At 36.1% G+C, this 24,016-nt stretch carries 23 protein-coding genes and 2 other annotated features; all 23 genes read left to right on the top strand.

The genetic code is table 11. The features are described 5' to 3' along the window. Nucleotides 1-13 precede the first annotated feature (13 nt). Nucleotides 14-240 (top strand) — a binding site (T-box leader). Nucleotides 241-288: 48 nt separating this feature from the next. The 23 genes from LWE_RS07880 (at nt 289) to tgt (ending at nt 23,996) form a co-directional block, all read left to right on the top strand. Beyond that, nucleotides 289-2,937, top strand: coding sequence for a valine--tRNA ligase (locus LWE_RS07880; RefSeq protein WP_011702351.1), 2,649 nt, complete (start codon nt 289-291; stop codon nt 2,935-2,937). Between the two features lie 62 nt (nt 2,938-2,999). Further along, on the top strand, nt 3,000-4,289 hold the full coding sequence (locus LWE_RS07875; protein ID WP_011702350.1) for a bifunctional folylpolyglutamate synthase/dihydrofolate synthase: 1,290 nt from the start codon (nt 3,000-3,002) through the stop codon (nt 4,287-4,289). A gap of 199 nt (nt 4,290-4,488) precedes the next feature. After that, nucleotides 4,489-5,199 carry a prepilin peptidase gene (locus LWE_RS07870; RefSeq protein ID WP_011702349.1) on the top strand — a complete coding sequence of 237 codons (711 nt, stop codon included), beginning with the start codon at nt 4,489-4,491 and terminating at the stop codon, nt 5,197-5,199. A gap of 13 nt (nt 5,200-5,212) precedes the next feature. Next, nucleotides 5,213-5,887, top strand: a complete 675-nt coding sequence (gene radC, locus LWE_RS07865; RefSeq protein ID WP_011702348.1) for a RadC family protein — start codon at nt 5,213-5,215, stop codon at nt 5,885-5,887. A gap of 453 nt (nt 5,888-6,340) precedes the next feature. Then, the gene (locus LWE_RS07860) at nt 6,341-7,354 is read left to right on the top strand and encodes a rod shape-determining protein (RefSeq protein WP_003723230.1); all 1,014 of its coding nucleotides are present in this window, start codon (nt 6,341-6,343) and stop codon (nt 7,352-7,354) included. Nucleotides 7,355-7,437: 83 nt separating this feature from the next. Continuing rightward, nucleotides 7,438-8,325 carry a rod shape-determining protein MreC gene (gene mreC / locus LWE_RS07855; protein WP_011702347.1) on the top strand — a complete coding sequence of 296 codons (888 nt, stop codon included), beginning with the start codon at nt 7,438-7,440 and terminating at the stop codon, nt 8,323-8,325. Between the two features lie 2 nt (nt 8,326-8,327). After that, a complete protein-coding gene (mreD, locus tag LWE_RS07850; RefSeq protein ID WP_011702346.1) occupies nt 8,328-8,846 on the top strand; it encodes a rod shape-determining protein MreD in 519 nt (172 codons plus the stop codon). Nucleotides 8,847-9,025: 179 nt separating this feature from the next. Next, nucleotides 9,026-9,703 carry a septum site-determining protein MinC gene (minC, locus tag LWE_RS07845; RefSeq protein ID WP_011702345.1) on the top strand — a complete coding sequence of 226 codons (678 nt, stop codon included), beginning with the start codon at nt 9,026-9,028 and terminating at the stop codon, nt 9,701-9,703. A 2-nt stretch (nt 9,704-9,705) separates the two neighbouring features. Beyond that, nucleotides 9,706-10,506 carry a septum site-determining protein MinD gene (gene minD, locus LWE_RS07840; protein WP_011702344.1) on the top strand — a complete coding sequence of 267 codons (801 nt, stop codon included), beginning with the start codon at nt 9,706-9,708 and terminating at the stop codon, nt 10,504-10,506. A 52-nt stretch (nt 10,507-10,558) separates the two neighbouring features. Next, nucleotides 10,559-11,920, top strand: coding sequence for a ribonuclease E/G (locus LWE_RS07835; protein WP_011702343.1), 1,362 nt, complete (start codon nt 10,559-10,561; stop codon nt 11,918-11,920). A 65-nt stretch (nt 11,921-11,985) separates the two neighbouring features. Then, nucleotides 11,986-12,064 (top strand) — a sequence feature (ribosomal protein L21 leader region). Between the two features lie 12 nt (nt 12,065-12,076). Then, nucleotides 12,077-12,385 (top strand): 50S ribosomal protein L21, encoded by a 309-nt coding sequence (rplU, locus tag LWE_RS07830; protein ID WP_003719835.1) that lies wholly within the window; start codon nt 12,077-12,079, stop codon nt 12,383-12,385. Between the two features lie 18 nt (nt 12,386-12,403). Beyond that, nucleotides 12,404-12,721: a ribosomal-processing cysteine protease Prp gene (locus LWE_RS07825; protein ID WP_011702342.1), complete on the top strand. Its 318-nt coding sequence runs from the start codon at nt 12,404-12,406 to the stop codon at nt 12,719-12,721. A 13-nt stretch (nt 12,722-12,734) separates the two neighbouring features. Further along, complete coding sequence (rpmA, locus tag LWE_RS07820; protein WP_003726866.1) at nt 12,735-13,025, top strand: 50S ribosomal protein L27; 291 nt, start codon at nt 12,735-12,737, stop codon at nt 13,023-13,025. Nucleotides 13,026-13,391: 366 nt separating this feature from the next. Continuing rightward, nucleotides 13,392-14,210, top strand: a complete 819-nt coding sequence (locus LWE_RS07815; RefSeq protein WP_041176349.1) for an MIP/aquaporin family protein — start codon at nt 13,392-13,394, stop codon at nt 14,208-14,210. A 74-nt stretch (nt 14,211-14,284) separates the two neighbouring features. Next, nucleotides 14,285-15,778, top strand: a complete 1,494-nt coding sequence (gene glpK / locus LWE_RS07810) for a glycerol kinase GlpK (protein WP_011702340.1) — start codon at nt 14,285-14,287, stop codon at nt 15,776-15,778. Nucleotides 15,779-15,938: 160 nt separating this feature from the next. Further along, a complete protein-coding gene (obgE, locus tag LWE_RS07805) occupies nt 15,939-17,228 on the top strand; it encodes a GTPase ObgE (protein WP_011702339.1) in 1,290 nt (429 codons plus the stop codon). A 67-nt stretch (nt 17,229-17,295) separates the two neighbouring features. Next, complete coding sequence (gene pheA, locus LWE_RS07800) at nt 17,296-18,144, top strand: prephenate dehydratase (protein ID WP_011702338.1); 849 nt, start codon at nt 17,296-17,298, stop codon at nt 18,142-18,144. 111 nt (nt 18,145-18,255) lie between these two features. Continuing rightward, complete coding sequence (locus tag LWE_RS07795; protein ID WP_011702337.1) at nt 18,256-18,981, top strand: YebC/PmpR family DNA-binding transcriptional regulator; 726 nt, start codon at nt 18,256-18,258, stop codon at nt 18,979-18,981. A gap of 67 nt (nt 18,982-19,048) precedes the next feature. After that, nucleotides 19,049-19,984: an L-lactate dehydrogenase gene (locus LWE_RS07790; protein ID WP_011702336.1), complete on the top strand. Its 936-nt coding sequence runs from the start codon at nt 19,049-19,051 to the stop codon at nt 19,982-19,984. 124 nt (nt 19,985-20,108) lie between these two features. Beyond that, the gene (gene ruvA / locus LWE_RS07785; RefSeq protein WP_011702335.1) at nt 20,109-20,714 is read left to right on the top strand and encodes a Holliday junction branch migration protein RuvA; all 606 of its coding nucleotides are present in this window, start codon (nt 20,109-20,111) and stop codon (nt 20,712-20,714) included. Nucleotides 20,715-20,729: 15 nt separating this feature from the next. Then, complete coding sequence (gene ruvB, locus LWE_RS07780; protein WP_011702334.1) at nt 20,730-21,737, top strand: Holliday junction branch migration DNA helicase RuvB; 1,008 nt, start codon at nt 20,730-20,732, stop codon at nt 21,735-21,737. Nucleotides 21,738-21,740: 3 nt separating this feature from the next. Further along, nucleotides 21,741-22,769, top strand: a complete 1,029-nt coding sequence (queA, locus tag LWE_RS07775) for a tRNA preQ1(34) S-adenosylmethionine ribosyltransferase-isomerase QueA (RefSeq protein ID WP_011702333.1) — start codon at nt 21,741-21,743, stop codon at nt 22,767-22,769. An 87-nt stretch (nt 22,770-22,856) separates the two neighbouring features. Further along, the gene (tgt, locus tag LWE_RS07770; RefSeq protein ID WP_011702332.1) at nt 22,857-23,996 is read left to right on the top strand and encodes a tRNA guanosine(34) transglycosylase Tgt; all 1,140 of its coding nucleotides are present in this window, start codon (nt 22,857-22,859) and stop codon (nt 23,994-23,996) included. The last annotated feature ends 20 nt before the right edge of the window (nt 23,997-24,016 follow it).

Here is a 24,016-nt window from a genome sequence, read left to right as displayed (position 1 = left end):
TTAGATTATATTATCAAATGCGATGAAGAGGAAGAGTAAGACTTTTATTTTTCAAAGAGAGAAAGCGGTTGGTGTAAGCTTTCAAAAATAATGTCTGAAGGTAGCCTTGGAGCAGTATTCCTGAATTAATTAGTAGGGAATGACCGGTAGATTTTCTCTATCGTTAACCTAATGAAGTGCCTACATTTTTTCTGTGGGTAAAAAGGTGGTACCGCGAATAATACTCTTTTCGTCCTTTTATTAGGATGAGAAGAGTTTTTTATTTTGCTCAAAAAAGGAGGAATCGTTATGACAGAACCAAATGAAATAAATATGCCTACTAAATATGAACCTAGCAAAGTAGAAGAAGGAAAGTATAAATGGTGGCAAGAAAAAGAATTCTTTAAAGCAGAAGGAAATACAGACAAAGAACCTTATAGTATTGTAATTCCGCCACCTAACGTAACTGGAAAGCTCCATTTAGGTCATGCTTGGGATACAACACTTCAAGATATTATTACTCGAATGAAAAGAATGCAAGGCTTCGATACTTTATATTTACCAGGAATGGATCACGCAGGTATTGCTACCCAAGCTAAAGTAGAAGCGAAATTAAAAGAAAATAACATTTCCCGCTATGATCTTGGACGTGAAAAATTTATTGACAAAACTTGGGAATGGAAAGAAGAATATGCGGATTTTATTCGTGAACAATGGGAAAAATTAGGTCTAGGATTAGACTATTCAAGAGAGCGTTTCACGTTAGACGATGGACTTTCTGATGCTGTAAAAAAAGTGTTTGTAACCTTATACAACAAAGGTCTTATTTACCGCGGACAATATATTATTAACTGGGATCCAGAAGCAAAAACAGCGCTTTCTGATATTGAAGTTATTCATAAAGATATTGAGGGCAGTTTTTACCATCTTAAATATCCACTTACTGATGGATCTGGATTTTTAGAAGTAGCAACAACTCGTCCAGAAACTATCCCTGGAGATACCGCTGTTGCAGTTCACCCTAAAGATGAAAGATATCAACATTTAATTGGTAAAACAATTATGTTGCCAGTATTGAATAGAGAAATCCCAATTGTAGCAGATGATTACGTAGAAAGAGAATTTGGTTCTGGCGCTGTTAAAATCACTCCAGCTCATGATCCAAATGACTTTGAAGTCGGGAATCGTCATGATTTACCTAGAATCATAGTTATGCACGAAGATGGCAAAATGAATGGAAATGCTGGCAAATATGAAGGCTTAGACCGTTTTGAAGCAAGAAAAGCGATTATTCAAGATTTCAAAGACTTAGACTTATTTATTAAACAAGAACCTCATCTTCATTCAGTTGGACATTCAGAAAGAACTGGAGCTGTTGTTGAACCATATCTTTCATTACAATGGTTTGTAAAAATGGAGCCACTTGCTTCAGAAGCTTTAGCACTTCAAAAAACAGAAGACAAAGTGAATTTTGTACCCGCTAGATTTGAAAAAACTTACGAAACATGGATGGATAATATTCATGACTGGTGTATTTCACGTCAGCTATGGTGGGGACATAGGATTCCAGCTTGGTATCACAAAGAAACAGGTGAAATTTATGTTGGAGAAAAAGAACCTGAAAACAGTTCAGAATGGGAACAGGATGAAGATGTACTTGATACATGGTTTAGCTCAGCATTATGGCCATTTTCTACAATGGGCTGGCCAGATACAGAAAACCAAGATTTCCAACATTTCTTTCCAACAAATACACTTGTAACTGGTTATGATATCATCTTCTTCTGGGTTTCTCGAATGATTTTCCAATCAGTAGAATTCACAGGTGAAAGACCTTTCAAAGATACTTTAATTCATGGTTTAGTGCGTGATTCAGAAGGACGTAAAATGTCTAAATCACTTGGAAATGGTGTAGACCCAATTGAAGTAATTGATAAATATGGTGCTGACTCATTACGTTATACATTAGCAACAGGTTCTTCTCCAGGTCAAGATTTGAAATTCAGTTTTGAAAAAGTAGAATCAACTTGGAATTTCATTAACAAAATATGGAATGCTTCTCGATTTGTATTAATGAATCTAAATGATATGAAGTATAGTGAAATTGATTTAACAAAAGTTAGCGAAGTTAGTGATAAGTGGATTCTAACGAGATTAAATGAAACTATTCAGGCTGTTACCTCCTTAGGTGAAAAATATGAGTTTGGTGAAGTTGGAAGAACACTTTATAACTTTATTTGGGATGATTTTTGTGATTGGTATATTGAAATCGCTAAAATTCCTTTATATGGAGAAGATGAAGATGCTAAACAAACAACAAGATCTGTGCTTGCATACACTTTGAATACTACGATGCGCTTATTGCATCCATTTATGCCTTTTGTAACAGAAGAAATTTGGCAAAACTTACCTCATGAAGGCGAATCCATTACTATCGCTGAATGGCCAAAAGTTAATGAAAAACAAATGGATTCAAAAGCATCTAAAGCAATGCAAACGTTAGTAGAAGTAATTCGAGCTGTACGAAATATTCGTTCCGAAGTAAATACACCTTTAAGCAAACAAATTGATTTAGAAATTAAACCTAAAGATGAAGCCTATAAAGAAATTTTTGAACAAAATATTGCTTATATTGAACGTTTTTGTAATCCAGAACATGTAACAATTGCCTTTGATATTGAACCATCTAAAACTGCAATGACAGCTGTTGTGTCAGGTGCAGAAATCTTTATTCCGCTAGAGGCTTTGATTGATTTAGATGTTGAAATCGCACGTCTTGAAAAAGAACTAGAAAAATGGAACAAAGAAGTTGCAAGGGTTCAAGGTAAACTTAACAATGAACGCTTTATTAGTAAAGCTCCTGAAACCGTTGTAGCTGAAGAACGGTTAAAAGAAAAAGACTATCTTGAGAAAAAAGCATCTGTTCTTGAAAGAATTGAAACCCTAAAAGAAGTTTAATAAATAAATTGACCTTATCATGAAAACGAATGGTAAGGTCCATTTTTTGAGGTGATAAAATAATGACATTGAAATCATATGAAGAAGCACTCGAATGGATTCATGGAACATTGCGATTAGGAATAAAGCCGGGTTTAGCTAGAATGGAATATATCATGGAAAAGCTTAATCATCCTGAAAAAGCAAATAAGTGGATACATATTGCTGGCACCAATGGAAAAGGTTCCACGCTTACTTTTATAAGGAACTGTATAGAAGAAGCTGGGTATACAACAGGGACTTTTACTTCACCTTATATTGAAACTTTTAATGAAAGAATTAGTGTAAATGGTAAACCTATTAGTGATGATAAAATTTTAATCTTAGCTAATCGAATGAAGCCAATTGCAGAGGAATTAAAAAACACTATTTATGGTCCGCCTTCTGAATTTGAAATTATAACAGCAATGATGTTTTTATATTTTGCAGAATATGATTCTATCGATATTGGTATTATAGAGGTTGGGCTGGGTGGAAGATTAGATTCAACTAATATTTTACTGCCCCTTGTTTCAGTTATAACAACTATTGGAATGGATCATATGGAATTCCTTGGAAATACTATTGAAGAAATTGCTAGCGAAAAAGCAGGAATAATAAAACCAGGAACTCCAGTAATATCTGGTGTTATACAGTCAGAAGCACAAGAAGTTATAAAAGCAATTGCCTCAAAGAATAAAGCTAATTTTGCTCAATTAAATCAAGATTTTTTTATCCAATTAGACGGAAAAACAGCAACTTTTAAGACAAAGCATGGGGAAGAAATAGTAGATTTAGTAACTGGCCTAGATGGTTTTCATCAGCTAAATAATGCTTCGCTAGCAATCAAAGTAATACAATACCTAAACACTTATTCATTGTATGATATAGATGAAAAAGCAATCAAGGCGGGCTTAAAAAAAGCATTTTGGCCTGGACGAATGGAAACTATTTTAGAAAAACCACTTATTATTGTCGACGGAGCGCATAATCCAGAAGGAATTGAAACATTAAAACATTCAATTAACAGGTTTTCAGGTCATAAAATAATCATAGTAAGCATTTTGAAGGACAAGAATTACAAAGAAATGTTAAGCAGTTTAAAATCAATTCCCGATTGTGAAATAATATTAACGACTTTCGATTACTCGCGAGCAATGTCAGCACAAGAAACTATAAATGTTGGAAAACTAGAAGATATTGCTGTAAATCCTGTCTGGCATGACGCTATAAATGATACTGTCCAATCAAAAAATGATTCTAAAATATTTATTACAGGATCCCTTTATTTCATCTCAGAAGTACGAAAATTTGTATTCAACTATTTAGCATAAAAAAAGTATACTGCGAGAAATAAAAAAGCTCAAATACCTAAAATTGTTTTTTGAACACTTATTTGCTTTGAAAACACCTATTTTCTTTTAAAGTAAAATAGGTGTTTTCGTATTTTTAAATACCTGAAAATACAATTTTATCAATGTGCAAAAATAAATCATCTTTGCTATTCTTGTTTTATCAACTCGGAGGTGACAAATGGTTCCTTTTCTTATAATTATTTATAGTGCTATTATTATATCTTTTATTCAAGTAGCAGCGGAATGTTTCCCAATTAAAAAACCATTTTTATTTCGGTTCTCTGAATGTAATTACTGCAAAAAAACATTAACATTTTTACAAATAATTCCTGTGTTTTCTTTCTTGTTTTTAAAAGGGAAATCTAAGTGTTGTAAGGTTTCCATTCCGTTTACTTATTTTTTACTAGAAATAATTACACCTTGTTATATGGTCTTTTTATATGTGGAGTTTTCGTTTTCTCAGCACTTTTTTATCTATTGTAGTATTTATTACTTTTTAGCATTTTTTCTTATTACAGATATTTTATATATGTATGTTCCGAATGCTATTATGTTTCTTTTCTTTAGCACATTATTACTATTCTATTTATTATTTCAACTTCCTTTTTCAACTCTAGTTTACTCTATAATTTTAAGTAGTCTTTTTTATTTATTATTTTATCTTATTTTCCGTAAAGGAATTGGATTAGGGGATATCAAAATATTCATTGTCTTAGGCTCTTTTTTAGGTTTTAAAATGGGGTATTTTATTTTCTTTTCAGCCATTTTACTGGGAACCTTTTCTCTATTGACTGCACTTGCATTGAAAAAAATAAAGAAAGATAATCAAGTGCCATTTGTTCCTTATATTTTTACATCTTTTATACTGATTAGTATTTTAATAACGTAAGGAGAGGACTTATATGCTTACAAGTGAGATTTCAGAAAGCGAAAAACCACGTGAAAAACTTCAAAATTATGGGATAGAGGCTCTTTCGTCATCGGAATTAGTCGCGTTAATAATTGAAACAGGCACAAAAAATGAATCGGTTTTAACAATAGCAAATAGAATTATCATGAAATTTAAGCATGTAGCAGAAATGCAATATGCTTCAATCGAGGAATTCCAACTTGTGAATGGAATTGGAGTAGCAAAAGCCTCAAAAATAATGGCAGCAATTGAGCTGGGTAGGCGTATTAGTATTGTAACTAATCAAGAAGAAATTGTTATTAGATGCCCTGATGACGCGGTGAAATTAGTAATGCCTGAATTAGCTTTTTTGTTTCAAGAACATTTTCACTGTATTTTTCTAAATACTAAGAATCAAGTCATTTATAGGCAAACTATTTTTGTTGGAGGATTAAATGCATCGATTGTTCATCCGAGAGAGGTATTTAGATTAGCACTTAGAAAGTCCTCAGCAGCTATTATGTGTTTTCATAATCATCCTTCTGGAGACCCAACACCTTCAAGTGAAGATTTACTTGTTACTAAAAGATTAGTAGAAGCTGGTAACATAATTGGTATTACATTGTTGGATCACATTATTATTGGTAAAAATAAATATATTAGTCTGAAAGAAAAAGGCTATTTTTAAAATATATTAAGTGTTCACAAAATATCCACAGACAAGTTTTCATTTTTTATGCTAAAGTGAGAACCTATTAAATTGCAAAAGGTGGGTCACAATGCTTAATAGATGGAGAGTTTACAAAGATAATATTATTGTGTTTTCAGTAATAGTAGGCATGTTTAGTATCCCAATTTTACTTTGTATTGTTGAATATTTAAAACAATAAGAAGTTATATTAGGAAACGTATTTCATTGATTTTAATGAGTTAAAATATATATTTTTAAAGAAAAGTTAAAATTTTTTTCTTCTAATGAAAAATTAATGTCTGATAGTCTTACTTATGTTATAATAAGATGGTTGTTTATGTGTTTATAAAGAAACCTTGACACAAAGAGATAAGGTAACATTAATTTAATGGACGAATAGGGAAACTTAATGTATCCTGTAGAATATTACGAAGGAAAAGGAGAATACAGATGTTTGGATTTGGTAATAAAGATATTGGAATTGATTTAGGAACAGCGAACACACTTGTCTATATGAAAGGAAAAGGAATTGTCCTTCGTGAGCCTTCCGTTGTTGCGATGAAAAAAGACACACAAGAAATAGTTGCAGTTGGTAGCGATGCGAAAAATATGATTGGTAGAACTCCAGGGAATATTGTTGCAATCCGTCCAATGAAAGATGGAGTTATTGCGGACTATGATACCACAGCAGCAATGATGAAATATTACATACAAAAAGCTGGAAAAAGTGTTAATGCAAGTAAACCACGTGTGATGATATGCGTACCATCTGGAATTACAGGTGTAGAAAAACGTGCTGTAATTGATGCAACTCGTCAAGCAGGTGCAAAAGATGCTTTCACAATTGAAGAACCTTTTGCTGCGGCTATCGGTGCTGGTTTGCCGGTCGGTGAACCAACAGGTAGTATGGTAGTGGATATCGGTGGTGGTACTACAGAAGTTGCTGTAATTTCTTTAGGTGGAATTGTAACTAGTCGTTCAGTAAGAACTGCTGGTGATGATTTAGATGAAGTTATTATTAACTATATTCGTAAAAAATATAATCTTTTAATCGGTGATCGTACTGCAGAAGCAATCAAAATGGAAATCGGTTCAGCTAGTCCAAAAGGTTTGGATTTGTCTCCATTTAGTATTCGTGGACGTGATTTAGTGACTGGTCTTCCAAAAACAATTGAAATTACTCCAGAAGAAATTAGTGAAGCGCTAGCAGATACTGTAGCTGCAATTATTGATGCAGTTAAAGGTACGCTTGAAAACACTCCTCCAGAATTATCAGCGGATATTATGGATAAAGGTATTGTGTTAACTGGTGGTGGAGCTCTACTACGCAATTTAGATACAGTTATTTCAGAAGAAACAAAAATGCCTGTAATTATTGCAGATGAACCACTTGATTGTGTTGCAATTGGAACTGGTAAAGCTTTAGAAAACATGGATATGTACAAACGTAAGAAAATGAACTAAATGACACACTCATTTATTCATATAACAAGATGAATTAGTTTCAAAAAAGCGAAAAAAGAGTACTAACGAGATGAGGTGTCGTTATGCCGCAATTTTTTCTTAATAAACGTTTGATTATCTTGTTAATCTCAATTATTGTTCTCGTCGCGTTAGTCGGTTTTTCTTTACGTGATCGTGAGAATGCTTCGTGGCCGGAACAATTTGTGAAAGATGTTGTTGGATTTGGCGAAAATATTGTAGCTAAGCCTACTTCATTTGTCTCAGGTGTTTTTGGTGGAGTTGCAGACTTAAAAAACACTTACACTGAAAACCAACATCTGAAAGAACGTTTAGAAGAATTGGCACAACTTGAAAGTGAAGTTGCAGACTTAAAAAAAGAAAATAAAGATTTAAAAGAAAATCTTGATATTACTGAGAGTATCCGCGACTATGATCCATTAAATGCTTCTGTTATTTCTAGAAATCCAACCAATTGGAACGATCAAATAGAAATTGACAAAGGATCAAGTGATGGAGTAAAACCTGATATGGCTGTCACTACACCTAGTGGTCTTATAGGAAAAGTTACAACTACTGGTGCTAAATCAGCTACAGTTGAATTACTCACTTCATCTGATGTTAAAAACCGTGTTTCAGCAAAAGTGCAAGGTGCGGAAAACGCATATGGTATTATTAATGGATATGACAGTGATACTAAGTTGCTTGAAGTAAAACAATTACCATACGATATGAAATTTAAAAAAGGACAAAAAGTTGTTACTTCTGGTCTTGGCGGGAAATTCCCAGCAGGTATTTTTATCGGGACTATCGAAAAAGTAGAAACGGATAAAATGGGACTATCTCAAACCGCGTTCATCAAGCCAGGTGCTGATATGTATGATTTGAACCATGTAACTGTTTTGAAGCGCTCAGCTGAAACAGGAACTACGAGTGATGATTCAACTAGTTCGGATACGTCTGGAGGGCAATAATCATGAATGTAAAGAAAAACATTGCTCTTCCAGCAATCATGGTTGGTACCTTTATTTTAGAAGGGGTCTTTAGTCTTCAATTTGGTAACGGACTCTTCAATGACAAGCATCTATTTATTCCACACTTTTTACTTGTAATGTTGACAATAATGACATGTTTTTATAAACGTAATACGACTTTAGTGTATGCTTTTATTTTGGGGTTATTATTTGATATTTATTATACTGGTGTCATGGGAATTTATTTTGCAATCTTTCCATTTACCGTTTATATTACGGACAAATTTATGAAAGTATTGCAAAACAACATTTTTCTGGTGGGTTTAATTACTATTTTCAACGTTATTCTTACGGAAAGTTTAGTTTATGCTTTTTATTATTTAATTGGTTCAACCACAATGAGTATTCCTGTTTTTATTGATCAACGTTTATGGACAACCATTTTGTTTAATCTGGCATTCTTTTTAGTTATCTTTTTCCCGTTCCGATTATTCTTAAATCGGCTGGCGAAATCAGAATAACTAAAGTAATTTTATCAGTTTGAAATCGCTATTACTTGAAAAAGTATGATTGTGGAGATAGTTCTGCAGTTTGCGATTTCAAGCTGTTTTTTTCAGAAAAAGTATTTTTTTATTATCATTTAATTTGAGTTAGTGTATACTAAAGGCTAGAGTATAAATGTTGCGGGGTGAAATGGTATATGAAAAAGAATGTTCAAATTAAAGGCACAAAAGATGGTATAAGTATTTTTCTTAGTGACAAAGCGAGTATATTGGAATTGCAACAAGAATTATCCCAATTGCTAGCAGATAAAAAACAAAACCCATACTCTGGTGAAAAATTAGAGGTTCAAGTTCAAATTGGAAACCGCTTGTTTTCAGAGGAAGAAGAGCTTGAGATATCCACTATTATCCATAACAACAGTCAAATGGAAATTAGTGCATTTTATAGCAATGTTATGTCCAAAGATGATGCGAAAAAATGGAAAGAACGTGACCAAATTTTTTCAATGGCTACTATTATTCGATCAGGTCAGGTTGTGCAAGTACCAGGAGATTTTTTGCTCATAGGTGATGTGAATCCTGGTGGACAAATTCGCTCTAACGGAAATGTTTTTGTGTTAGGTAATATCAAGGGGATCATACATGCTGGCTTTGAAGGTGATAAGAATGCTGTAGTCGCTGGAAAATTCCTTTATCCGTCGCAAGTCAGAATTGCTGACAAAGTATACGGGTTTGATAGTGAAGATTATAAAGAAGTGGTTGATACGGATTTGTTCTCTGCATTCGTAAATGATACTGATGAAATAGTAATTGATGAGATACATAAGATAAGAAAAATTAGACCGGAAATTTCTAATTTTCAAGGAGGGCGTTAAACATGGGAGAAGCTATAGTCATTACTTCTGGGAAAGGTGGAGTAGGAAAAACTACTTCAACTGCTAACCTAGGAACGGCACTTGCTCTTCAAGGTAAGAAAGTGTGCTTGATTGATATGGATATCGGCCTTCGCAATTTAGATGTTGTTCTAGGTCTTGAAAATCGTATTATCTATGACTTGGTAGATGTAGTGGAAGGACGCTGCAAAATTCACCAAGCTATGATTAAAGATAAGCGTTTTGACGATTTACTTTTCTTGCTTCCAGCTGCGCAAACAACGGATAAAAATGCCGTCTCAGCGGAACAAATGGTAGACTTAATCAATCAGTTAAGACCAGATTATGATTATATTTTAATTGATTGTCCGGCAGGAATTGAAACTGGTTATAAAAATGCTGTTGCAGGAGCGGATAAAGCTATTGTTGTGACTACTCCTGAGATTTCAGCTGTCCGTGATGCTGATAGAATTATTGGTTTATTAGAAAAAGAAGACATTGAACCACCTAAACTTATTATTAATCGTATCCGTACGCAAATGATGGTTAATGGTGATGTAATGGATATTGATGAAATTACAACACATTTATCTATTGAACTTTTAGGAATCATTATTGACGATGATGAGGTTATTCGTTCATCTAATAGTGGGGATCCTGTAGCTATGATACCAAATAATCGTGCTTCTCAAGGATATCGAAATATTGCAAGACGAATCCTTGGAGAATCTATTCCTTTAATGTCAATTGAAGCAAAAAAACCAGGCTTTTTTGCACGCTTAAAACAACTTTTCGGTGGAAAATAAAAAACTAAACCCTTTATCTTTTGGATGAAGGGTTTTTATAAAAGGTGATTGAATGAAAAAACTAATAATTAATGCGGCTCATATCGAAAAACGCGTTGCAGTATTGGAAGATGATACGTTAATTGATATGGAAATTATCCGTCCGTCTGAAAAAGTGCAAGTAGGAGATATTTTTTATGGTTTTATCCAAAAAATTGATCGAAAAATGGATGCGGCATTTGTGGACTTAGGTAATCAGAACAAAGGTTTTATACACCTAAAAGATATTCCGGAAATTTTTGAAAAGAACCAAGGAGCTAAAATCCCTGTTCAAATTGTTCGAGAAGGTAGTGCTACGAAACTGCCACTTTTATCAGCGGTACTAGAATTCCCAGGTGATTTACTAATTTATTTACATGGAAAAGAATATGTTTCTATTTCGAAAAGAATTGCTGACAAGGAACCCTTGAAAAAAATAATGGAACTACTTTTGGATGAAAATGAAGCAGTAATTATCCGTTCGAATGCGGAGAACTCATCAAATGAGCAGTTAGAAATCGCACTAAATCAAGCGAGAGAAAAATATCAATTATTAATAAAAGATGCAGCGACAAGAAAAAAACCAGGCTTATTGTTAAGTGCTGCTTCAGGCGTCTTTACGAGTGCTAAACAGTTTATTCAGCGTTATTCACCGACTGAAATTATGACAGATGATTTTGAATTTGCAAAGACATTGGAAGTCCATTTTCCTAATAGGGAAATTGTTTTAAAAAAAAGCTCAGATTTATTTGCTGACATAGGAATTAAATCACAAATAGAGCGTCTTAGTCGGCCAGTAGTCCATCTTCCAAATGGATCCTCTCTTTTTATTGAAAAAACAGAAGCTATGTGGGTAATTGATGTGAATTCCAGCCGTTTTAAAGGAACTGCTGCTAAAGAAAAAACAGTTGAATCGGTAAATATAAAAGCTGTTCCGGAAATTTTTAGGCATATCCGACTTCGTAATATGAGCGGAATGATTATTGTTGATTTTATTGGTGGGATGTCAGAAGCAGGGCATGAGGAGCTATACGAGGCGATAGAAAGACAAAGTCGTGAAGAATATACGACGACACAAATTGCAGCTTTATCACAGTCAGGGCTTTTACAGTTGACGAGACGAAAGAAACAGCAGTCGTTTTTAGAATTTACAACAATCCCTTGTCCGGTTTGTTATGGAACTGGTCATGTTGCTTCAAAAGATACGCTTGCTTTTCAACTTGAAAGAGAGCTTGCTGGAATTATGCAAGGAGAGCCAAACAGCATTCAAATTATTACCACTGAAGATGTCTTAGATGCGTTTTTAGATTTGAATACTTTCAATCATGCGCCAATTGACTGGGAAGTAGCAGATGAACGAATTCCTTTTTATCAAATTGCTCGTGTTGAAAATTAAAGTTAACATTTAATTGACATGGCTGGCTTAATTGTGCTATTATTTTACTGTTATGTTTGTAGCGCACCAAGCTACAACCGCACAGAGCTGGGTTAAGTATTTACCATGTGTAAGTCCCCTGTGATGGCGAGTCTTAGTATATGAGGAGGTGCAAGTATGTACGCAATTATTGAAACAGGTGGGAAACAAATCAAAGTAGAAGCAGGCCAAGAGATCTATGTTGAGAAATTAGCTGGTGAAGTTGGAGATGTTGTTACTTTTGACAAAGTTCTATTCGTAGGCGGAGATTCCGCTAAAGTTGGCGTGCCATTCGTGGACGGAGCAACTGTAACAGCTAAAGTTGAAAAACAAGGCCGTGCGAAGAAATTGACAGTTTATAAATATAAACCGAAAAAGAACTACCACAAAAAACAAGGTCATCGTCAACCTTACACAAAATTAACTATTGATGCAATCAATGCTTAATTTGAAAGGACGAAAAAAATGATTCAAGTCGATGTTACGCGAGAAAACAACCAAATAATTTCTTTTACAATGAGTGGACATGCTGATTTTGCCGAACATGGCAGTGATTTAGTATGTGCAGGAGCTTCGTCAATTGCTTTTGGAATGGTGAATGCTATTTCGGAGGTACGTGATTTTGAACCTGTAATAGAAGAGTCTGAAGGTTACCTTTACTATTCTGTACCTGCTGATTATATTGGAGATGAAGTGGTTCAAATCTTGCTTACAGGGATGGAAAATCAACTAAGGTCATTAGCGTACAGCTATCCTGATCATATAAAAATTAACTCCAAATAGGAGGTGGAATTTCATGTTAAAATTTGATATTCAACATTTTGCGCACAAAAAGGGTGGCGGTTCGACTTCTAACGGACGTGACTCTGAATCAAAACGTTTAGGTGCAAAACGTGCGGACGGACAATTTGTTACTGGTGGATCTATCCTTTACCGTCAACGTGGTACTAAAATCTATCCAGGAACTAACGTAGGACGTGGCGGCGATGATACTTTATTTGCTAAAACTGATGGCGTTGTACGTTTTGAACGTATGGGACGCGACAAGAAAAAAGTTAGCGTTTATCCTGAAGTACAAGAAGCTTAAATACAAAATTAGAAACCGTCATTCGTGGCGGTTTTTTTGTGTTTTCATCTTTGTGAATTAATTTCTTTTAAAAAGGGTTACAACTCTCCAAAATTGGGGTAAATGTAAAGAGGCAGATGAAGATACTTTGTGAAAAATAGGACAAGTCGTTTGATTGACAGCGTTTTCTTGATATGATTAAATAGACTCAAGTTAATTAAAATGTCAGGAGAAGAGATGACAATCGAAACGATGCAAGGGTACTAGTCTGCCTACGTTTTGATTGTCATTCTTTTTTTGAAGTTAATTGATAATCGGAATGTAAGGGGACAAGTAAGGGTTAAAATTCCGGTGCTACAAATAAGCATGAAGAAGGAGTTGGAAAAAATGATTGACACAAGTTTAGCAACACAATTTCTAGGTGAGGTTATTGGTACTGCCATCCTAATTATCTTAGGGGCTGGGGTAGTAGCAGGCGTTTCACTAAAAAGGTCTAAAGCGGAGAATGGCGGTTGGGTCGTTATTACTTTAGCTTGGGGGTTAGGTGTTACAATGGGTGTATATGTTTCAGGATATATGAGTATGGCCCATCTTAACCCGGCAGTAACTATCGGTATGGCGCTTGCAGGTGCTTTCCCATGGAACTATGTATTGCCTTATATTATTGCTCAGTTTATTGGAGCTTTTATCGGGGCAACACTCGTATGGTTACATTATTACCCGCACTGGAAGGCTACAGAAGACAAACCAACAAAACTAGGTGTTTTTGCAACAGCACCAGCTATTCGCCATTTTACATCTAACTTTTTTGGTGAAGCATTAGGTACTTTTATTTTAGTGTTTGGATTATTATCATTAGGCGCAAATTCCTTTTCAGATGGATTAAATCCACTTGTTGTTGGCGCATTAATCATAGCTATCGGGATGTCTCTGGGTGGAACGACTGGTTATGCAATCAACCCAGCTCGTGACCTTGGCCCAAGAATTGCCCATTTTGTTTGGCCGATTTCAGGTAAAGGTGGATCAGATTGGGGATACTCATGGGTTCCAGTTATAGGACCAATTATGGGTGGAGCATTAGGTGCTTTAGGATACAATGCCATTATCAACGGCGACTTTGGAATGTGGTTCTGGGTATTCGCGGTATTATTTATTTTAATTCTTATTTTAACAATGCAACTCGACAAGAAAAAAGATTTAGCATAAGCTAGAATTATAACTAGCTCTAAACGAGAGTCTTCGGGCTTTCGTTGTACTTAAAACTAGAGGAGGAATTTTACATGGAAAAGAAATATATTTTAGCACTGGATCAAGGAACAACTAGTTCAAGAGCGATGATTATTGATGAAGAAGGAGAAGTAATTGGTGTTGCGCAAGAAGAATTTGATCAAATTTTTCCAAAGCCAGGTTGGGTGGAACATAGCGCCAATGAAATCTGGGCTTCCATTTTAGCTGTTATCGCAGGAGTTTTACTAAAAACAAATATTTCTTCTAAAGAAATCGCTGGAATTGGTATTACAAACCAACGTGAAACAACTGTTATTTGGGATAAAGAAAGCGGAAATCCAATTTATAATGCTATTGTATGGCAATCTCGCCAAACAGAAGATATTTGTAAGCAACTTCGTAAAGACGGTTATGAAGATACTATTCGTTCTAAAACTGGTCTTTTGATTGATCCGTATTTTGCTGGAACAAAAGCTCGCTGGATTTTAGATCATGTAGACGGAGCGCAAGAACGTGCTGAAAAAGGAGAACTTCTTTTCGGAACAATTGATACTTGGTTAGTTTGGAAATTAACTGGTGGACGTGCTCATATTACTGACTATTCGAATGCTTCTCGTACGCTGCTTTATAATATTTATGATTTAGAATGGGATGATGAGCTTCTGAAAATGCTTAATATCCCGAGAGCGATGCTACCAGAAGTTCGTCCATCCTCTGAAGTCTATGCGGATACAGTACCTTATCACTTCTTTGGAGAAGAGGTTCCAGTTGCTGGTATCGCTGGTGACCAACAAGCGGCATTATTCGGACAAGGTTGTTTTGAAAAAGGAATGGCGAAAAACACTTATGGTACTGGTTGTTTCTTACTTATGAACACTGGAGAAAAAGCAGTACGTTCTGAAAATGGTCTTTTAACAACTCTAGCTTGGGGAATCGACGGGAAAGTGGAATATGCACTAGAAGGTAGTATTTTTGTTGCGGGTTCTGCTATCCAGTGGTTGCGTGACGGTTTACGGATGGTTCGTCAATCCAGTGATTCCGAAAACTATGCGAGTCGTATTGAATCAAGTGATGGTGTATATGTTGTACCAGCATTTGTTGGTTTAGGCGCTCCTTACTGGGATTCAGATGTTCGCGGAGCTGTATTTGGATTAACCCGTGGTACGGAAAAAGAACAATTTATTCGTGCGACTCTAGAATCTCTTGCGTATCAAACAAGAGACGTCCTTTATGCAATGGAACAAGATTCTGGAATTAGCTTAAAAACATTACGAGTGGATGGTGGAGCTTCTGCCAATAATTTCTTAATGCAGTTCCAATCGGATATTCTAGGTGTTCCAGTAGAACGTCCAGAAAATAAAGAAACTACTGTATTAGGCGCGGCGTTCTTAGCAGGTCTTGCGGTAGGCGTTTGGAAAGATAAAAATGAAATTAAAAAACATTGGAAACTAGACAAACGTTTTGAAGTAGAAATGAAGGAAGAACAAAGAGAAGATCTATATGATGGCTGGCACAAAGCTGTCAAAGCAGCACAAGCTTTTAAATAATCTTCAAAAAAGATGCGCCAAATGTGTAAAAAATCATTTGGCGCATTTTTTCTATGTTAAAATAAATATTTAGAAATGGAAATAAATATAGTGACAGATGTATAGTTTGTTCGTTATAATGAAAGATAAGACTTTTAAGGAACGGGAGAATATAAAAATTATGTTTGTAGATCAGGTTAAGATATATGTAAAAGCTGGTAATGGTGGGGACGGTATGGTGGCATTCCGCCGCGAAAAATTTGTACCAAACGGTGGACCTGCTGGCGGTGACGGCGGTAAAGGAGCAGACGTTGTATTTGTAGTAGATGAAGGTTTACGTACATTAGTAGATTTCCGCTTTAAACGAATTTTTAAAGCAGAACACGGCGAACACGGCATGAGTAAAAGTATGCATGGGCGCGGTGCAGAAGATTTAGTGGTTAAAGTACCACAAGGAACTATTGTGAAAGATATTGATACTGGCGAAATTATTGCAGATTTAGTGGCGCATGGCCAACGTGCAGTCATTGCAAAAGCCGGACGTGGTGGACGTGGTAACAAACGATTTGCTACTCCAGCAAACCCTGCTCCAGAACTATCCGAAAACGGAGAGCCAGGTCAAGAACGAAATGTACAATTAGAACTTAAAGTATTAGCAGACGTTGGATTAGTTGGTTTCCCGAGTGTTGGTAAATCTACTCTACTATCCGTCGTATCTGCAGCAAGACCTAAAATTGCTGCTTATCACTTTACAACGATTGTTCCGAATTTAGGGATGGTTGATGCAGGAGATGGCCGTAGTTTTGTTATGGCTGATTTACCTGGTTTAATTGAAGGGGCTAGCCAAGGTGTTGGTTTAGGACATCAATTCTTACGTCATATTGAAAGAACACGTGTTATTGTACATGTGATTGACATGTCTGGTTCAGAAGGACGTGTGCCTTATGAAGATTATATGGCTATTAATAATGAATTGGAACAATATAATTTGCGGTTAATGGAACGTCCTCAAATTATCGTAGCAAATAAAATGGATATGCCAGAAGCGGAAGAAAATTTAAAAGAATTTAAAACTAAAATCGCTGAAGATATCCCCGTATTCCCTATTTCCGCAGTAACAAAAACAGGGTTACGTGAATTGCTTCTAGCTATTGCAGATAAATTAGAAACAACACCAGAATTTCCGCTTAATGAAATTTTGGAACAAGAAGACGAAGATACAGTTCTTTACAAATATATTGCTGAAGAACCTGATTTCGAAATTACTAGAGAACCAGATGGTACTTTCGTATTAAGCGGTACGAAAATCGAACGTCTATTTACAATGACTAACTTTGAACGGGATGCTTCAATTAGTCGTTTTGCCCGTCAACTTCGTGCAATGGGTGTCGACGAGGCGCTTAGAAAACGTGGCGCTAAAGATGGCGATATCGTTCGCTTGCTTGATTATGAATTTGAATTTATGGATTAAACAAAGTGCTGCGCCAATCATTTGGTGCACGCTTTTTTCCTAACTACGATAAAAAGGAGACTTGAAAATGAAAATTGCTTATTTAGGCCCAGCAGCATCTTTTACTCATGCAGCAGCAGCAAAAGCTTTTCCAAAAGAAGAGATGGTTGCTAAAAGCACCATTCCTGATTGTATTATGGCAATCGAAAAAGAAGATGTGGATGTGGCAGTTGTTCCAATTGAAAACACTATCGAAGGAAGCGTTAATATTACGCTGGACTATTTATTTCATTTTTCAAGCGTTCCTGTAGTAGCGGAAATTGTGTTGCCAATCGCGCAACATTTAATGGTTCATCCAACACATGTGGCAACTTGGAAATCTGTTCAAAAAGTGATGTCTCATCCTCAAGCGCTTGCCCAGTGTCATACTTTCCTTCAAGCAGAGCTGTATGGTGTAGAGCGCGAAGTAACGCCTTCTACTGCTTATGCAGCAAAATGGGTCAGTAATAACCCAACGGAACTTGTAGCAGCTATTGCGCCTCGTATGGCAGCTAGTGAGTATGGCCTTGAAATTGTTAAAGAAAATGCCCAAGACTTGGAATTGAATCAGACGAGATTTTTTGTTTTAAGTCGTAAGCCAGTGTCGATTTTATTGCCTAAAGAAGAAGAAAAGACATCTATTTCGGTAATATTACCTAATAACATGCCAGGGGCGCTACATAAAGTATTATCAACATTTGCTTGGCGCGACATTGATTTAAGTAAAATTGAATCAAGACCGCTTAAAACCTCTTTAGGAGAATATTTCTTTTTGATAGATGTTCTTTCAGCAGGGAAAGAGACACTTGTCACAAACGCCCTTGATGAAATTACACTTTTAGGCGGTACAGCGAACAAGCTCGGCACTTACTATGTACATCGCCTACAAACTACTTAGATAACGAGTTACCGCATTTTTTTGCGGTAACTTTTTTATTTGCGAAGAGTGCTTTTTTACGTTAAAATTTGTAGGAGAAAAGCTTTACTAAAACTTGAAGGAGTGAAACAGATGTCAGGACATTCAAAATGGAATAATATCCAAGGTCGAAAAAACGCACAAGATTCGAAGCGTTCTAAAGTATTTCAAAAGTTAGCGAGAGAAATTTTTGTGGCAGCAAAAAAAGGCCCTGACCCGAATCTGAATCCAGCACTCCGGTTAGTTATGGATAAAGCGAAAGCAGTCAATATGCCAAACGACAATATTAAACGTGCAATTGATAAGGCTGCTGGTAATACAAGTGGCGAAAATTATGATGAAGTTACTTACGAAGGATACGCGCCAGGTGGGATTGCTGTACTTGTCCATGCGCTAACAGATAATAAAAACCGCACAAGCACTAATGTTCGTGTAGCATTTAACAAAAATGGTGGCAGTCTTGGTGAAACAGGGAGTGTCAGTTATATGTTTGATCGTAAAGGTTATTTAGTAATTTTAAGAGAAGGTTTAACCATTGATGAAGACGAATTTATGTTAGAAGCAATTGAAGCGGGTGCAGATGATGTAGAGGTAAGTGAGGATGTATTTGAAATCTTCACGAATCCTGCCACATTTTCAGAAGTAAAAGATGCGCTTCAAAATGCTGGTTATACTTTTGCTACAGCAGAGCTTTCAATGTTTCCGACTGTGTATAATGAAATTGCGGAGAATAATCAAACACAATTTGATAAGATGATGGAAGCACTGGAAGATGATGATGATGTACAAGAAGTTTACACAAACGCTGAAATAAATTAAGTAAAACACCCCTTTTTCGAATCATTTGAATGGGGGTGTTTTATATAAATAATAGGAGGAAATAAAAATGAAACCACGTAAAGTGATGATAATTGGGGCAGGTAATGTAGGATCAGCTGCGGCCCACGCATTTGTAAATCAAAAATTTGTTGAAGAATTAATCCTTGTTGATTTAAATAAAGAACGTGTAGAAGGAAATCGGAAAGACTTGGCAGATGCAGCTGCATTTATGCCTGGGAAGATGGATATTTCTGTACGTGAAGCTAGTGATTGCGCAGATGTAGATATTGCAGTGATTACGGTAACAGCCGGCCCATTAAAGGAAGGTCAAACACGCTTAGACGAACTTAGAAGTACATCAAGAATAGTTGCTAGCATTGTTCCAGAGATGATGAAAGGCGGTTTTAAAGGGATTTTCTTAATTGCTACCAATCCGTGCGATATCATCACCTATCAAGTGTGGAAATTATCAGGCTTACCAAGAGAGCGAGTACTTGGAACTGGAGTTTGGCTTGATACAACGAGATTACGACGCTTATTAGCAGAGAAATTAGATATCGCTGCCCAAAGTATTGACGCATTTATTCTAGGAGAACATGGTGATTCCCAGTTTCCAGTTTGGTCCCATTCATCTATTTACGGAAAACCAGTCAATGAGTATAGTATGGAAAAACTTGGTGAATCACTCGATTTAAAATTAATTGGTGAAACAGCTCGGGATACTGGATTTGAAATTTATCATCAAAAAGGTTGCACTGAATATGGAATTGCTGGAACCATTGTGGAGATTTGTCGTCATATTTTCAGTGGTAGCCAACGGGCGCTTACCGTGTCATGTGTTTTGGACGGAGAATATGGACAAACAGGATTAGCAATCGGAGTTCCGGCTGTCTTAAGCCAAAACGGTGTGAAAGAAATTATTTCTTTAAAATTAGATGAAGAAGAACAACAGGCTTTTGATCATTCAGCTTTTGTTATCAAAGAAAATATCCAATTTTTATAAAGACGTCAATAATATTATTATGTAAACTAGATATCAATTCCTTTTATGAACAAAAACTAGTACAGACGTTCCTTTTTATGCTATCATATAATGTATGACGTGAAACGAAAAGAGGACGAATAAATTGTACGATTACATAAAAGGAAAAGTTACAACAATTACACCTGAATATATAGTTGTCGAAGCTGGACAAATTGGCTATCAAATAATTACAGGAAACCCGTTTTCCTTTCAACGATTAGAAGGATCAGAAGCACAAGTGTTTTTATATCAGCATGTGCGGGAAGACAATATTTCTTTGTTCGGTTTTCAATCAACAGAGGAACGTTACTTATTCAAAAAGCTACTAAGTGTTTCTGGAATTGGGCCAAAGAGCGCCTTAGCAATTATTGCTTCTGGAGATGTTGTGCCGCTTATTACAGCGATTGAATCAGAAGATGATGTTTATTTAACAAAGTTCCCAAGTGTTGGCAAAAAAACGGCGCGCCAAATTATCCTTGATTTAAAAGGAAAATTGGCCGATGTTGTTGCTAGTGAAATTGTCTTTAAAGCTCCAGAAAACGATATCGTTCATGGGCTTTCTCCGCAATTAGAAGAAGCAGTTTTAGCACTAGAAGCATTAGGCTACAGCACGAAAGAGCTTAAAAAAGTAATTCCAAAACTATCTAAAGAAAATGACTTAACGAGTGATGCATATATCAAGCTAGCACTACGATTAATGACAAAATAGAGAGGAGCTTGTGGCATGGATGAACGAATTATTTCAAGTGAAACGGTAGACGCAGAAGAAGTATCTTTTGAAACTAGTTTGCGGCCACAGACCCTTTCACAATATATTGGTCAAGACAAAGTAAAGAACAATTTAACGGTCTTTATTGAGGCGGCAACGCTCCGAAATGAAGCACTGGATCATGTGCTTTTATATGGCCCACCCGGACTTGGTAAAACCACACTTGCGATGGTGATTGCTTCTGAAATGGGGAGTCAAATTAAAACAACGAGTGGTCCTGCGATTGAACGACCAGGCGACTTGGCGACTATATTGACAAGTCTTGAACCTGGAGATGTTTTATTTATTGATGAAATCCATCGTTTATCACGAGCGATTGAAGAGATTTTGTATCCAGCTATGGAAGATTATTGTTTGGATATTGTCATTGGAACTGGTCCCACCGCGCGTTCTGTACGATTAGATTTGCCGCCATTTACACTTATTGGTGCGACGACTCGAGCGGGTCTTTTGTCAGCACCACTTAGAGATCGTTTTGGTGTTATTGATCATTTGGAATTTTATACAGAAGAGCAATTAACTGAAATTGTCCTTAGAACTGCTGGTATTTTGGATACAAAAATCGATGATCTTGGTGCGCGTGAAATTGCTAGGCGTTCACGGGGAACCCCGCGAATAGCTAATCGTCTATTAAAACGTGTGCGGGATTTTGCGCAAGTGCGCGGAAATGGAACCGTTACAGAAAAATTGGCGAAAGAAGCACTCACATTACTTCAAGTTGATCCAAGAGGACTCGATACGATTGACCAAAAATTGTTGCATACGATTATCCAATCTTTTCGAGGTGGTCCTGTCGGCTTGGACACAATCGCTGCAAGTATTGGCGAAGAGCGCGAAACTATTGAAGATATGCAAGAACCATACTTACTACAAATCGGATTTCTACAAAGAACGCCGCGTGGAAGAATCGCAACCGAAACTGCATATAACCATTTAGGAATAAGTTATGAAAAAGAGGTATAAAGAATGAAAGTAGAAGATTTTGATTTTGATTTACCAGAAGAATTAATTGCGCAAACTCCACTACTAGACCGAACTTCAAGCAGGCTAATGGTACTTGATAAAAAGTCAGGCGAAATAAAAGACCAACATTTTACAGATATTTTAAGTTATTTAAATGAAGGAGACGCGTTAGTATTAAATGATACACGTGTTTTACCAGCGAGACTTCATGGAACTAAAGATGAAACTGGCGCGCACATAGAAGTTTTACTTTTAAAACAAAAAGAAGGAAATGCTTGGGAAACTTTAGTAAAACCAGCTAAAAGAATTCGTAAAGGCGGCACAATTACATTTGGTAACGGAGCTCTAAAAGCCACATGTTTAGAAGAACTGGAACACGGTGGGCGCATCTTAGAATTTTCTTATGAAGGTATTTTTTATGAAGTATTGGAGCAACTTGGTGAAATGCCGCTTCCTCCATACATTAAAGAACAACTTGCAGATCAAGACCGTTATCAAACAGTTTATGCAAAAGAAAATGGCTCTGCAGCAGCTCCAACTGCGGGTCTTCATTTCACAGAAGATTTATTAGCTCAAATTAGCGCAAAAGGGGTAGAAATCATTTTTGTTACGCTTCATGTTGGGCTTGGAACGTTCCGCCCAGTGGATGTGGAAGATACTGCCAATCACAAAATGCATTCTGAATTTTACCGTTTAACGGAAGACGCTGCTAATCGAATTAATAAAATTAAAGCAACTGGAGGAAAAGTTGTCGCAGTTGGAACCACATCTATCCGAACTTTAGAAACAATTGCGAGTCATAATGAAGGTAAACTAGTTGCAGAATCTGGTTGGACAGATATTTTTATTTCTCCAGGATATACGTTTCAGGCAGTAGATGCGCTAATAACTAATTTACATTTACCAAAATCGACATTGATTATGCTTGTATCCGCTTTATCTAATCGAACAAATATTTTAGCTGCCTACAACCATGCAGTAGAACAACAATATCGCTTCTTTAGTTTTGGTGATGCGATGTTTATTCATTAATTTACGAAAAAAAATAACATAAAAGCTTGTTTTCATCAGTGATTTTCGTTATGCTAGTGAATAGAGTAAATTAGAAAGAGGTAACACATGTCTGCCATTCGTTATGAACTAATAAAAACAGATAAACAAACTGGTGCTCGTCTTGGTAAAATTCATACGCCACACGGCACATTTGATACACCAATGTTTATGCCAGTTGGAACACTTGCAACGGTAAAAACAATGTCGCCCGAAGAACTAAAAGCAATGGGCGCGGGTATTATATTAAGTAACACCTATCATTTATGGTTACGCCCCGGGGAAGAATTAATTCGAGAAGCGGGCGGACTACATAAATTTATGAACTGGGATCAACCAATCTTAACGGATTCGGGCGGTTTTCAGGTGTTTAGTTTGAGTAAAATGCGTGATATCAAAGAAGAAGGTGTTCATTTCCGTAACCATCTAAATGGGGACAAACTTTTCTTATCACCAGAAAAAGCAATTCAAATTCAAAATGCGCTTGGATCAGATATTATGATGAGTTTCGACGAATGTCCACCGTATCCAGCGTCTCATGAATATATGAAAAAATCAGTTGAAAGAACATCACGCTGGGCTGAACGTGGCTTACAAGCACATGCTAGACCAGAAGACCAAGGTTTGTTTGGTATTGTCCAAGGTGGAGCCTATGAAGATTTACGGGCGCAAAGTGCAAAAGACCTAGTGTCACTGGACTTTCCAGGATATTCAATTGGAGGTTTATCAGTTGGTGAACCAAAAGACGTGATGAATCGAGTTTTGGAGCATACTACACCACTATTACCAGCTAATAAACCACGTTATTTGATGGGAGTAGGTTCACCTGACTCATTAATTGATGGCGTTATTCGAGGAGTGGACATGTTTGACTGTGTTCTTCCCACACGTATTGCACGAAATGGTACTTGTATGACATCTAGTGGTCGCTTAGTTATTAAAAACGCTAAGTTCACACATGACTTCCGTCCAATTGACGAAAATTGTGATTGTTATACGTGTAAAAATTACTCTCGTGCCTACATTCGACACTTGATTCGTTGTGAAGAAACATTTGGAATTCGACTTACAACTTATCATAATCTTCATTTTCTGTTAAACTTAATGAAGCAAGTTCGTTCCGCTATTATGGAAGATCGTCTTGCTGATTTTAGGGAAGAATTTTTTGAGCAATATGGATTCAATCGTCCTGATGCAAAAAATTTCTAAATATATATAAAGTATTGAAA

Origin of the sequence: Listeria welshimeri serovar 6b str. SLCC5334 (genome assembly GCF_000060285.1) — a bacterium.
GTDB classification, from domain to species: Bacteria; Bacillota; Bacilli; order Lactobacillales; family Listeriaceae; genus Listeria; species Listeria welshimeri.
Note: the sequence above shows the minus strand (reverse complement) of the source record. Positions and strands in the feature narration are given on the sequence as shown.